9 protein-coding genes and 1 pseudogene are annotated in these 12,947 nt (G+C 68.3%); 2 read left to right on the top strand and 8 right to left on the bottom strand.

What is annotated here, in order from left to right:
* Positions 1-144: 144 nt before the first annotated feature.
* The 4 genes and pseudogenes from ABZX37_RS22795 to ABZX37_RS22810 all read right to left on the bottom strand — a co-directional run bounded on the left by ABZX37_RS22795 (position 145) and on the right by ABZX37_RS22810 (position 4,219).
* A complete protein-coding gene (locus ABZX37_RS22795) occupies positions 145-1,125 on the bottom strand; it encodes a chitinase (protein WP_354742520.1) in 981 nt (326 codons plus the stop codon).
* A 199-nt stretch (positions 1,126-1,324) separates the two neighbouring features.
* Positions 1,325-2,642: pseudogene (locus ABZX37_RS22800) on the bottom strand (MFS transporter).
* Between the two features lie 54 nt (positions 2,643-2,696).
* A complete protein-coding gene (locus tag ABZX37_RS22805; RefSeq protein ID WP_354742522.1) occupies positions 2,697-3,470 on the bottom strand; it encodes an SDR family oxidoreductase in 774 nt (257 codons plus the stop codon).
* The gene (locus tag ABZX37_RS22810; protein WP_354742745.1) at positions 3,467-4,219 is read right to left on the bottom strand and encodes an SDR family oxidoreductase; all 753 of its coding nucleotides are present in this window, start codon (positions 4,217-4,219) and stop codon (positions 3,467-3,469) included. The genes ABZX37_RS22805 and ABZX37_RS22810 overlap by 4 nt, the downstream gene beginning before the upstream one ends.
* 239 nt (positions 4,220-4,458) lie before the next feature.
* Here ABZX37_RS22810 and ABZX37_RS22815 point away from each other — a divergent pair, with 239 nt between their 5' ends.
* Positions 4,459-5,691 (top strand): hypothetical protein, encoded by a 1,233-nt coding sequence (locus ABZX37_RS22815; protein WP_354742524.1) that lies wholly within the window; start codon positions 4,459-4,461, stop codon positions 5,689-5,691.
* Here the strand turns inward: ABZX37_RS22815 and ABZX37_RS22820 are convergent.
* Genes ABZX37_RS22820 through ABZX37_RS22830 form a run of 3 tightly spaced genes read right to left on the bottom strand, consistent with a single transcriptional unit; the run spans position 5,688 to position 8,936 of the window.
* Complete coding sequence (locus ABZX37_RS22820) at positions 5,688-6,362, bottom strand: FCD domain-containing protein (protein WP_354742526.1); 675 nt, start codon at positions 6,360-6,362, stop codon at positions 5,688-5,690. The two genes, ABZX37_RS22815 and ABZX37_RS22820, sit on opposite strands and share 4 nt — an antisense overlap.
* A 37-nt stretch (positions 6,363-6,399) precedes the next feature.
* Positions 6,400-7,578 carry an MFS transporter gene (locus ABZX37_RS22825; RefSeq protein WP_354742528.1) on the bottom strand — a complete coding sequence of 393 codons (1,179 nt, stop codon included), beginning with the start codon at positions 7,576-7,578 and terminating at the stop codon, positions 6,400-6,402.
* Positions 7,575-8,936 carry an amidase gene (locus ABZX37_RS22830; protein WP_354742530.1) on the bottom strand — a complete coding sequence of 454 codons (1,362 nt, stop codon included), beginning with the start codon at positions 8,934-8,936 and terminating at the stop codon, positions 7,575-7,577. Before ABZX37_RS22830 ends, ABZX37_RS22825 begins: the two co-directional genes overlap by 4 nt.
* Before the next feature lie 327 nt (positions 8,937-9,263).
* Here ABZX37_RS22830 and ABZX37_RS22835 point away from each other — a divergent pair, with 327 nt between their 5' ends.
* Positions 9,264-12,233: a PDZ domain-containing protein gene (locus ABZX37_RS22835; RefSeq protein WP_354742532.1), complete on the top strand. Its 2,970-nt coding sequence runs from the start codon at positions 9,264-9,266 to the stop codon at positions 12,231-12,233.
* 44 nt (positions 12,234-12,277) lie between these two features.
* On the opposite strand, the gene ABZX37_RS22840 is transcribed toward ABZX37_RS22835, so the two are convergent.
* Positions 12,278-12,856, bottom strand: a complete 579-nt coding sequence (locus ABZX37_RS22840) for a hypothetical protein (RefSeq protein ID WP_354742533.1) — start codon at positions 12,854-12,856, stop codon at positions 12,278-12,280.
* Positions 12,857-12,947 lie beyond the last annotated feature (91 nt).

Consider the following 12,947-nt stretch of genomic DNA (forward strand, 5'->3'; position numbering starts at 1 on the left):
GGGGTCTGCGGGGGCACCGCTGTTGTACTTCGTGCCCGTCGGGCCCCCCGCCCGGCCCGGCTTCCAAACCCCCGGGGCCGGGCTGCGGGGGCCGACGAGGCCGCACCCCTCGGAACGGCGGCCTCGTCGCCGACCTGGACCCGGTCAGCCGTGGTATCCGGCCACGATCTTCGTGAACGCGTACTTCGGCTGCGAGATTCCGCTGCACTCCCCGCCGCCCGAGCAGTCCCGGTTGGTCGCCCAGAAGGTGAACCGGCCCAGGTGGTGGCTGGTCGCGTAGTCGCGGATCGCGGTGAAGTCGGCCACCGAGACGACCTCGCCGGCGTTGTCCGCCTTGCCGTTCATCGACGACAGGCCCGCGTGCCGGTACGCCGTGGCGCTGTCCCAGCCGAACGTCGACTTCAGCTGTCCCGCGAGACCGTCCACCGCGGACTTCGTCTTGCCCGCCATGTCGCCGCCGCTGGAGAAGTCGAACGGCATCACCGACCACACGTCCACCGGCGCGCCGATCGCCTTCGCCTGCTTGATCAGCCGCTTGCCCCAGTCGTTCGGGCCGGACGTCTCGGTCCCGATGGTGATCACGACGCGCACGCCCGGGTTCTTCTGCTTCGTGATCTTGACCGCGTTCAGGATCCGATCCTGCACCGTCGCGTTCTCGAACTCGTCGGTGTTCTCGATGTCGAGGTCGATCGCCTTGAGCCCGTACGCGTCGATCACCTTCTGGTACGCCCCCGCGAGCGCGCTGGCCGACGAGCATTTCGCGCCCAGTTTCGTGCCGGACCAGCCGCCGAAGGACGGGATGACGTCGCCGCCCGCGTCGCGGATGCTCTTGATCAGGGTTTTGTCCGAGCCGGTCAGCGAACGGTCGCCGTCCCACTTCGGGTTGCACGAACCGTCCGACAGCATGAAGGCGAGCGTGAACGTCTTGATCCCGGTCGCGGACATCGCCGCCGACGCGCTGGTCTGCCCCGCCCACTGGTACAGGTACGGCGAAGCGAGAACCGGGTCCGGAGCCGCCGCGAGCTGCGGGGCAGACGCGGGCGCGGCCGTGGCCACCCCGGCTGCGGTCGCGAGAGCCGCCCCTGCCGCCGCCGCGAGCGCGGCCAGCCGACGCACTGATTTCATCGTGTTCCTCCCACGGGCACCACGGAACACCTCCGGTTTGAGGCGGCGGGATCAACCCGGGAGGAGTGCACCCGGAAGGGTGCCGTCACACACTGGACTAGACCAAATCAGCGTGTCAAGAGCCACAGCCCGAACGGCGCACCGAGCGGGAAACGGTGCGCCGCGCCGGGTTTATCCCCCGCCCGGGTGGGTCCGAAAGTCAGGACCGGCCGGCGGCGGTCCCCTCGCCGAGCCCGTCGGAGAAGTCGTGGTCCCGGGTTTCCGGCAGGCCCAGCACGCACACGAAGCTCAGCACCCCGAGCGCCACCAGCACCAGCGAAACCGGCACTGTCGAACCGGTCGACGCCCACAGGTTCGTCGAAATCAACGGCACCACCCCGCCGCCGATCACCCCCGCCACGCTGTACGCGATGGACGCACCGGAATACCGGTACCGCACCCGGAACAGCTCCGGCAGGAACGCGCCCATCGGCCCGTACAGCATCGCGAAGCACGCCAGGCCGCCGACAAAGCCGAGCGTCAGCAGGACCGGGTTTCCCGTCTGCAGCAGAGCGAACAGCGGAAATGCCCACACCACAACGGAAACCGCGGCCGCCGCGCTCAGCCGTCGGCGGCCCCACTGGTCGGACTTCATCGCGAACACCAGCGTCGCCACGCCCATCACCGTGGCCGCGATGAGCAGGCCGATCAGGACAGTCTTGCGCGGGATGCCGAGGGTGGTCGTCGCCAGTGAAAGACAGAAAGTCGTCACCGTATAGAAAAGCGCGTGCGCGAGCACGAACGACAGCGTCGACAGCACCAGAACTCGCGGCTGTTTCCGAAGCAGCTCGAACAACGGGACTTTCGCCTGTTCGGCCTTGTCCAAAGCAGCTTGGAAAACCGGCGTCTCGGCGATCTTGATCCGGATGCAGAAACCGACTGCCAGCAACACCGCGGAGAACAAGAACGGCAGCCGCCAGCCCCAGGACAAGAACTCAGCGGGAGGGAGCACCGCGTCCAGCACCAGGAACAGCAGGTTGCCCAGCACGAATCCGATGGCCGGGCCGAGCTGCGGGAACGCGGAGTACAAGCCGCGTTTGCCCGGCGGCGCGTACTCGGTCGACATCAGCACCGCGCCGCCCCATTCGCCGCCGAGGCCGATGCCTTGCACGAAACGCAGTACCACCAGCAGGATCGGTGACCAGAGGCCGAGCGTGCCGTATCCCGGGACCAGTCCGACGGCCACTGTGGACAGTCCCATCACCAGCAGCGACGTGACCAGCATGGACTTGCGGCCGATCCGGTCGCCCCAGTGTCCGAAAAGGACCGCGCCGACCGGGCGCGCGACGAACCCGACCGCGAAGGTGCCGAGCGAGGCCAGCACCCCGGCGGTCGAGGAGAAGGTCGGGAAGAACACCTTCCCGAACACCAGCGCCGCCGCGGTTCCGTAAATGTAGAAATCGTAGAACTCGGGTGGCGGTGCCGATGAAACTGGCGGTGGCGATGCGCGACACGTCGGCCCGCGCGGGTGCGGTCATTCCGGCTCCCTGTTCTCCCCTGCGGCTCCGTGCCGCCCCGGGGAGAATATCGGGTCACGCGTCGCCGGGCAGTTCCTCCATTTTCCGCTGCAGCTTGTTCATCCCGCCGAGCCAGCGGTCGGTTTGGGTGGCGCGCAAGGCATAGAACTCGGCGACCTCGGCGTGCGGCAGCACCAGGAACCGGTTCTCGGCGATGGCGGCGAACAGCGCGTCGGCCACCTGCGGCGGGTCGATCGCGGACGCGCCCATCAGCAGTTTGCCGCGTTCGCCGGTCTCCTCCAGCATCGCGGTGCGCACGCCCTGCGGGCAGATCGCCTGCACGCTGATCCCGCGGTGCCGGTACGTGGCCGACAGCCATTCCGCGAACGCCAGCGCACCGTGCTTGGTCACCGAATACGGCGCCGAGCCGAGGCTGGTGAGCACGCCCGCCGCGGACACCGTCGCGACGAACCGGCCCTCGCCGCGCTCCAGCCACGCCGGCAGCAGCAACCGGGCCGCGCGGACGTGCGCCATCACGTTGACGTCCCACGCCAGCGACCACGCGTCCTCGTCCGCGTTGGCGTCGCCGAACGGCGCGACCCCGGCGTTGGCACAGAAAACGTCGATCTCGCCCAGCGTTTCGCGGGCGGCCGTGATCAGGTCCGCCACGCCGGATTCGCTTGCCACGTCCCCGGCGAACGCCGTACCGCCGACCTCCGCCGCGACCCCGGCCGCGCGGTCGCCGTCGAGGTCCGCGACGACAATGCGGGCACCGTCCGCGGCGAACCGACGTGCCAGCGCCGCTCCGATCCCGCCACCACCGCCGGTGATGACGACCCCGGCGCTCACAGGCCGCCGCCGAGCGTCACGCCACCGTCGAGAACGACCGTCTGCCCGGTCATCCAGCCCGCTTCGCTGGACAGCAGGAACGCCACCGCGCCAGCGATGTCCTCCGGCACGCCGAGCCGCTTCAGCGGATACGACGCCGCGACCTCTTCCTCACGACCTTCGTAAAGCGCGGTCGCGAACTGCGTCTTGACCACCGCCGGAGCCACCGCGTTCACCCGGATATTCGGGCCGAGTTCGCCGCCGAGTTCCTGGGTGAGCCGGATCAGCGCGGCCTTGCTGACGCCGTACATGCCGATGCCCGGCGAGGTGCGGATGCCCGCGATCGAGGCGACGTTGACCACCGACCCGCCGTGCTCGCCCATCCACGCGTCCCGCGCGACGCGGATCCACGACAGCGGCGCGACCACGTTCACCGCGAAGATCTTGGCCGCCGCGGCCGGGTCGATGTCCACCATCGGGCCGTAAACCGGGTTGATGCCGGTGTTGTTGACCAGCATGCCGAGACTGCCGAACCTCTCGACCGCGGCGGCGACCGCCTCCTGCTGGTGCGCGGCGTCGTCGGCCTTGCCGGGCACCGCGACCGCGACGTCCGGCCCGCCGAGCAACTCGACGGCCTCGGCGAGCGGCTCCGGCTTGCGCGCCGTGATGACCACCTTGGCCCCGCGCTCGACAAGCCCCTTCGCGATGGCCAGCCCGATCCCCCGGCTGGCCCCGGTGACCAGGGCAACGCGATCCTTGAACGACTCCACCACACCGTCTCCTTGTCCGCCGCTGGACAGCCACCGCTAAGCGGCCGCTTAGTCGCAGGATAACGGCGCAGCCCTCGGATGCAACCTCGGGAGGCGACATCGGCGGTCACAACACAGCGAGTCAACGGCGGGCCGACCGTGCGTATCCGCCAAACCTCGCCAGGACGGCCCGGCAGACTCGGTCGCGCGCCGACGAGTCCCCTCATCGGCGGCCGCCGCCCTTGGTTACGCTTTCGCAGGTGACCACAGGGATCGAGCCGTCCGCTCCTGTCTCGCGGAAGACCGCCGCCCCGCGCAGCGCTGCTGTCCGGCGGGCGGCGGTGTATCTGACGCTGGCGACCGCGTCGCTGATCAACTTCATCTCGTACGCGCCGCTCGACGTGCGCGCGCACGAGAAAGCTTGGGGCGACGCGCTCAGCTACTACGCCATGTCCGAACACACCGGGGCGCAGGTCGACAACCCGTTCGCGCTCAGGATGCTCAGCCCCTGGCTGGTGCATCTGGCGAACAAGGTGACAGGGCTTTCGCTCGATGTGTTGTGGCTCGGGTTCACCGCCGTGGTCACGCTCGCGTGCACCGTGGTGTTCTTCGAATTCTGCTGGCGGCACCTCAACCTGCACCTGTTCACCTCAGTGCTCGCGGCGATCGCCCTCTCTTGCACGTTCTGGTACGCCCCCTACGCGTTCAGCAACCCTTTCCTTGTCGACCCGCTGAACAATCTGCTCTACCTCATCGCGTTGTGGCTGTTGTTCAAGCGCAAACTGCCGCTGTTCACCCTCGTCATCATCGTCGGCACCATCAACAAGGAGACCACTCTTCTGCTCGCCCCGCTGTACCCGCTGTTGGCCTGGACACGGTCGCGGTCACTGCGTGATCGCCAAGTGCTGTTCGGCGTGCTCGCAACGGCAGTCGCGGCGCTGGCGTATGCCGGTTTCCGCCTGTGGGCACAGAATTTCATCGGGGGCAGTTACAGCTTCGGCAGCGGTCAGGGCAACCAAAGCCTCGCCTCGAACATCGTCTTCGCGCTGTCGTCGAACAAACGCAGCGAGCACGCCGCGCTTTTCGATACGTTCCACTTCTTCTGGATCATCTTCGGCTACGGGCTCTACCGGCTGTACCGCCAGCGAGGCCCGCTCAACCCGCTGCTCGTATCCAGCGTCTACCTGGCACTCTGCTGCTTGGCCGGGCGGATGGTCGCCACCGACACGCAACGGGTATTCGTCATGCTCGCGCCCCTGGTCATCGGCGTGGTCGCGGTTACCCTCGACAATCAGCGCAGCGATATCCGACGCTTTCTCGTCGGCGTTCTTGCCTTTCTTTACATCGCGCTCAATCTGCGACTCGTGCCCGACGACACGAAATTCCTGGTCGAGATCGGCGGCCTCATCCTCTTCGCCGCTCTGATCTATTCGCAGTCCTGGCTCCCGCGAGGCCGTCCGAAAACGGCCGTTCAATCGCAGGGTCACTGCTAGCGCAACTGGTCCAAGGTGCGCTCGACGTTGCGGCGAGTGGCCAGCGCGGCGGCCTCCGCGTCACCGGCCTCGATGGCGGCTAGCAGGCCGTGGTGGGCCTGGTGCAGGTCGTCCGCGCTGGTCTCGGCGGTGTCCAGGGTGGTGACGTCGGCGGAGACCGCGCGCATGGCGTCCAGGAAAGAGTCGAACACGTCGATCAGCACCGGGTTGTGCGCGGCCAGCACGACTGCCCGGTGGAAGGCGAGGTCCGCGTCGAGCAGTTCCGGGAGTGAATCGGCTCGGTCGCGGGCCGCCAGCGCCTTGCGGAGCGCCTTCAGGTCGGCGGCGGTGCGGCGGGTCGCTGCCAAACTTCCCGCCTCGACCTCCAGTGCGACGCGGACCTCGTACACGTCGATCGCCGCGGCCGTGCGCAGCTTGCGGTCCAAATCGGACAGTGGGGTCGCGGACGCGACGTAGGTGCCCGAGCCCTGCTGGGAGTACAGCTGACCGGCGGAGATCAGAGCCCGTACTGCCTCCCTCGCGGTGGACCGGCCGACGCCGAGCAGCTTGCTCAGCTCGACCTCGTTGGGCAGCTTGGCCCCGACCGGCCACTCGCCCTCGCCGATCAGCCTGCGCAGTTCCGCCGTCGCCGCGTCGACCAAGGAGGTTCGCTGCACCGACCGGACCGTCATGTCGCATTCTCCTCTCCGCCTGGTGCCCGGCAATATATCAGGTCACCAGCTCCTCAGATGACTTCTCAGCCGGCTGAACAGGCAGGACACGGTCGCGCAGCCGGATGGCGAACACCACGGCGACGCAGAACACCGCGAGCACCGAACCGAGGGTGAACCGCAGGCCCTCGGCGTCGGCCAGCCAGCCGAACAGCGGCGAGGTCAGCCCGCCGACCGACATGGCCAGGCCGAGAGTCAGCCCGCTGGCGGTGCCGGGCCGCGTGGGCAGGTAGTCCTGCGCGAGAGTCACCTGGTTGGCGAACGGCAGGAACATGGCCAGCCCCAGCAGCACGGTGCTGAGTTCCAGCACGGGATAGTTCGGGCTGAACACCACTCCGGCCAGCGCCGGAACGCCCAGCAGGTATCCGGCCCTGATCGGCGTCAGGCGGCCGAACCGGTCGCCGAGCCAACCGCCGAGGACAGTGCCCGCCGCACCGGCCAGCGTGAACGAGGTCAGCGTGACCGCCGCGACCGCGGTCGAGGCGTGCAGTTCGCGGATCGCGTACAACGAAAGCAGCGAACTCACTGTCACGTAAGGGATCGACCACCCGACGGTCGCCGCGACGAGTCTGCCGAAGGCCCGCCAGTCATCCGAAATGTCTACTGTGGACGCTCTAGCCGCACTTCCGGGAGCGCCAAGCGCATTGCGACGGTTGAGCAGCCACAGCAACGCCATCACCACGGCCGGGACCGCCAGCAAGTAGGTCCCCGACAGGCCGAGCGAGCCGACGACCGCGGTGACGAGCGCGGGAGCGAGCGAGCTGCCCAGCGTGCCGCCCACCGAGAACAGGCTCATGGCCCGCTGCGACCTGCCGCCCGCCGCACGGGCCTGGTTGGTGGCGGGCGGATGGTAGGCGGCCACCCCGATTCCGGCAATGGCGACGCAGATCCAGGTGGCCAGGTACCCGTTCGCGAAACCGGCGCCGGCGATTCCGGCGGCAGCCACGAGGAAACCCAGTGGCGCCAGCCAGGAGCGTCCGGACCGGTCCACGATCATCCCGAACACCGGTTGCACCACGCTGGACAAACCCGTTGCGGCCAAAGCGATTCCGGACACCGCCGCGTAGCTGTAGTGGCGCTCGCTCATCATGAACGGCAGCAGCGCGGGCACCGCGCCCTGGTACAGGTCGTTGACGACATGGGTCCCGGTCAGGAAACCCAGTTGAGCCTTCTTCATCGCTTCGCCCGCTCCAGTTGTGCCGCAACGGAAATGAGGGTCGTCTCGGCGCCGTAGCGTCCGGTGAGCAGCACGCCGGCGGGCAGCCCGCCGGGTGTCCGGAGCGCCGGGACGGTCAGCGACGGCTGGCCGGTGATGTTGGCCAGCGGGGTGAGCGGGTGAAACTCCAGCATGTTCTCGAAGGTCTGCGCGGGATCGTCGTCGACGAGGCCGCCCACCAGCGGCGGCAACGCGGCCGTGGCGGAACTGAGGACCACGTCGAACCGGTCGTAGCGGGAGGCGATGCGGCGAGCGGTGGCCTGCATCGACACCAGCGCGGACATGAAGGTCACCGCGTCGTAGCCCCGGGCTTTCTCCCGCAGCCAGCGGGTCAGCGGCAGCAGGTCCTGCTCCCGCTCGGCGGGAACCGGCACCGAGCAGGCGAGCAGCGACCACACGACGGCGAACTCCTCGCGATAGTCGTCCGGATCGGTCGGCGCGGCGTACGCCACGTCGTGTCCCAGATCCGCGAGCAGCGCGACGGTGTCTTCGCACGCCCGGCGGCACCACGGGTCGTCGCTCGCCGATCCCCGGATTACGCCGATTCGCAACCGGCCGGGGTCCCGTTCGGCACTGTTCGCGAAGTGCCCGGCCGGCACCGGCGGCAATTGATGCGTGTCGCCGGGGCGCACGGTGCTCATCGCGTCCAGCAGCAGTGCGGCATCCGCGACCGTCCGGGCGATCGGACCCGCGGTGGCCAGCCCGGCCGAATCCGGGCCGGGAGCGGGGCTCACCCTGCCTCTGGTCGGCTTGATCCCCACCAGCCCGCAGCACGCGGCGGGGATCCGCACCGAGCCGCCGCCGTCGCTGCCGTGCGCCGCCGGGGCCAGTCCCGCCGCGACCGAGGCGGCGGCCCCGCCACTGGACCCGCCCGCGGTACGGGTGAGGTCGTGCGGATTGCGGGCCGCGCCGAACACTGTCTCGGTGTAGGAGGAGCAGCCGAACTCGGCCGCGTTGGTCTTGCCCAGCACCACCATGCCCGCCCGGCGCACCTGCGTCACGACCGCCGCGTCCACCTCGGCCACCCGGTCCGCGAAGACCTTCGATCCGGCCGTGTACCGCAGGCCTTTCACCGGGCACGTGTCCTTCACCGAAACGGGCACCCCGCACAACATCGGCAGGTCCCGCACGCCGGACCGGACCAGCGCTTCCGCCTCGCGCGCGGCCGCGAGCGCCCCCTCGTGGTCCACGGCGAGGTAAGCGCCGATCCGGTCGTTGTCGCGGTCGATCCGGGCCAGGTACTCCTCGGCGAGCTCCACCGGGGACACCTCGCGCGCCCGCACCGCCGCCGCCAGCGCGGCCAGCGTCAGATCAGTCATCCCAACTCCTCATGTCATCTGAGGACTTGGACGGTAGCCGAGGCGATGGAGTGAGGCAACCCTTACTATGCCGAACACGGCAGTGAGCCATTCGCCCCGGCAAAAGATCAGATGTAAAGTTCACCCCAGACGGCTCAGGGAAACCGCTCCCGAACCTCGCCGAGAACGGGCAGATCCGCCCTGGATTGCTTTACCAACAGTCACTTCCTCACCGCCAAGCACCACCCGGAGTCCTCCTTGACGGCCGCTGCACCCTCCTGCATAGTCTCCTAGACATCGGATGTCCTGGCGCTCAGGGCCTGCGATGCCTGGTCAAGGAGGACCTGAATGGCGAACCGCCGGCTTCTGAGCATCGTCCTGTCCGCCGTCGCCGGGTTAGGCGGAACGCTCGCCCTCGGCCCGCCAGCCGCCGCGAGCGGGCCGCCGCCGATGGCGGTTTACGCCGCTCCAGGCGTTGCCGCTCCGCCCGGAAATCCCTGCACCCGGCCGCGGCCGTGCTCGCTTCCTCAGGCGCAGCAACGGGTTCGGCACCTGCTCGACACCGGCGTCGGCAACCACCGGGACATCGTCGTGCAACTGGCTGGCGGCACCTACTACCTCGCCGCTCCCCTGGCGTTCGGACCGCAAGACTCCGGGCGCAACGGCCACACCGTGACCTGGCAACCGGCGACCGGCGCGGCCGTGACGATCAGCGGCGGCCGACCACTGCGTCCGGCGTGGCAACCCACGGCGCCCGGCAGCAAGATCGTGACCGCGACCGTCCCGGCGGGACTGGACTTCGACGGTCTGTTCGTCAACGGGCAGCGCCAGGTCCTGGCCCGCTACCCGAACTACGACCCGAACGCGGCCCGGCTCCAGGGCTCGACCTCGCTGGCCGACCTCGAGCGGGAATCGGCGAAATGGTCGGACCCGTCGACCGCACTCGTGCGCGCGATGCATTGCGGCGACTGGGGTTCTGTCTCGTTCACCGTCAGCGGGCGCACCGGCGACGGGCTCGCTCTGCACTACGTCGGCGACAACAACCGGCCGCAGGACTGCGGGCTGACGAAGGGCAACGGGCCCGGCCGGATCGGGCCCGCGATGGCCGAGAACGTCAAGGAGGAACTGGACGCGCCCGGCGAGTGGTACTACGACCGGGCGAGCGGCCAGCTGCTCTACTACCCGCCGGAGGGAACCGACCTTTCCGCCGCGACGGTCGAAACCGCGGAACAGAACCAGCTGATCACGATGACCGGGACGGCGGCGGCCAACCCGGTCCACGACATCGCCCTGCGCGGGCTGCACTTCACCGCGACTCACCGCACGCTCTTCACCAGCCCGTTCGAAGCCGACGCCAAGGGCGACTGGGCGGTGGTCCGCGAAGGCGCGGTATCGCTGAAGAACGCCGCTGACATCTCAGTGACCGGTTCGTTCTTCGACCAGCTCGGCGGCAACGGCGTCTTCCTCGACAGCTACAACCGGCACAACACGATCAGCGACAACAAGTTCGAGTCCGGCGGCGCCACGGACGTCCAGATCGTCGGCTCGCCGAGCGCGGTCCGCGACTACTCCGCCAACTACTACGACAATGTCGCCGTCACCGACACCGCACCCGGGCCGAAGACCGACGACTATCCCCGCGACATCCTCGTGCGGAACAACCTCATGCAGAACATGGGCCGGTTCGAGAAGCAGTCCTCCGGCGTCAACATCTCCATGAGCGCGGACGTGACGGTCGACGGCAACACCATCTCCGACAGTCCGCGCGCGTGCCTCAACATCGAGGACGGCACCTGGGGCGGGCACGACATCAAGAACAACGACCTCTTCAACTGCGTCGAGGAAACCGGCGACAACGGGTCCGTCAACGTCTGGGGCCGAGGCCGGTTCTGGGCCAGCTCCGGCAACAACACCCTCGCACCGGGCACGAGTTTCGAAGGCTCCACCGGCACCGCGCTGAGCGACGCGCAGGCCCGGCACCTGATGAAGCTCGACGTCGTCCGGCCGATCACCATCCAGCACAACCGGTTCTGGCACGCGGGCGACTGGGCCATCGACCTCGACGACGGATCGTCCCGCTTCCGGCTGCTGGACAATCTGATCCTCAAGGGCGGCATCAAACTGCGCGACGGCTACGAGCGCACCGTGCGGAACAACCTGCTCGTGGACGGCTCGATCTACGAACAGGTCAGCCACTCCGACTGCGGCGACGTCATCGAGCACAACATCACCCTCGGCCCGCAGGCGTACAACAACGTGCTGAACAACCCGGTCACCGCCGAGTACGGCGTCGACCGCAACCTCTTCTGGAACGACCACTACCCGGTCTACGTCAATCCCGACGGCAGCGGCAACGAGGCGCTTTCCGCGGACGGCGCCACGATCAACACCCAGTCGGCTTGGGTTCGTGCGGGCATGGATCCGCATTCGCTCGTCGCCGACCCGAAGTTCTCCGCAGCCGACCCGCTCGGCAGCTACGACTTCACTGTCGCCGCTGATTCCCCCGCGACCGGCCTCGGGTACGCCAACTTCCCGATGACCGGCTTCGGCTCCGCCGGCGGACCGCTTCCGCCCAAGGCAGTCTTCGCCTACGGCCCCGGATCCGGCGGGCCCGCCAACGGGATGATCGTCCAGCCCGAAACGCTGATGGGAGCCACCGCGACCAACATCCCGTCTCTCGCCGTGCAGTCGTCCCTCGGCCTGACCAAGCCGTACGGCCTCTACCTCCCCACAGTGCCGCAGGGCAGTTACGCCGCGCAGAACGGGTTGAAGACCGGTGACGACATCACGGCCGTCAACGGCACCTCGGTGACTGACGATCGCAACACTTTTTGGCTCAGTTACAACAAACTCGCGCCGGGTGCGCCGATCACGCTGACCGTGCGGCGCGGGCAGGCCGACGTCACCGTGCGCCTCGCCAAAACGCAAGAGTCCGAAGTCCTCAACAACACTTCCGGCGTCGTCTACACCAACACCGGCGCTCCCTCGTCGGGATGGATCTGGCGCGGCAGCTCGGCCGGAGGCGCGAATTCGTACCTCGACGACATCTGGGCCACCCAGAACGTCGGCGATTCGTGGAGTTTGACTTTCTACGGAACGGGAATCGACATCATCTCCGAAACCAATACCGACGAGGGCGACGTCGACCTCACCCTCGACGGCGCGCCTTACCGGACGGTCAGTTTCGTGACGCCGACCCGGCAGTACCAGGCGACGGTGGCGACTGTTTCCGGTCTGCGGCCGGGGGTGCACACGATCACCGGCACGATGAAGAACGGCAGCTATTTGATCGTGGATGCTTTCCGGACGCATCCGTAGGCATTCCGCAAGCGGGTGCCGTGCGCGCACGGCACCCGCTTTTCCTAGGCGGCGCCAGGCCCGGCCTTCGTCAGAACGTAGTCGCGAGGATCCTCGGGCACCGGCCGCACTGTCACGCGCAACCGGCCGTAATGACCGTTGGCCAATTCGCTGACGGTCACCCGGGTCGGGACCGAAACGAGTTTCCCGGACGCGCAATCAGGGATGCAGTCGTACTGCCAGAATCTGCCGGTGGCGTGAGCGGTCGCCGAGCCCCACCCCGACCAGCGCAACCGGTCGAGCCCCATTTTCTGGTCCGCGCAAGCCAGGTTCAGCCACGAAGGTTTGGCAACAGCATTGCCCTCGCACAGATAGATGGTTGGTGACGGCTTAGGAGTAATGTCCGGATGTTTCGCTGGCGGTAGCACAGCGGCATGGCTCGCGGCGGCAGTCGCGGGTGTTGCGGACGGTGCGATCGAGACGACCGGTGACGTGGTCGCGGTTTCGCTGGCGGTCGGAGTCAACGAAGAGCCCGAAGCCACCGGCAGGTCCGCGGAGCCTGACGTGCAGGCCGTCACCGCCGCGGCGATCAGCGCCAGCGCCCCCGCACCCAGCACCGATCTTCGGATTATCAAGTCAGTCATGACAAATCCCCTCCCAATCCGGACCTCCGCGGCCCGGCTATGGAGAGAATGACGCGCAACCCGCCGAGAGGTTGCGCGCCCATTCGACTCG

Source organism: Amycolatopsis sp. NPDC004079, assembly GCF_040610415.1.
Taxonomy (GTDB): Bacteria; Actinomycetota; Actinomycetes; order Mycobacteriales; family Pseudonocardiaceae; genus Amycolatopsis; species Amycolatopsis halotolerans.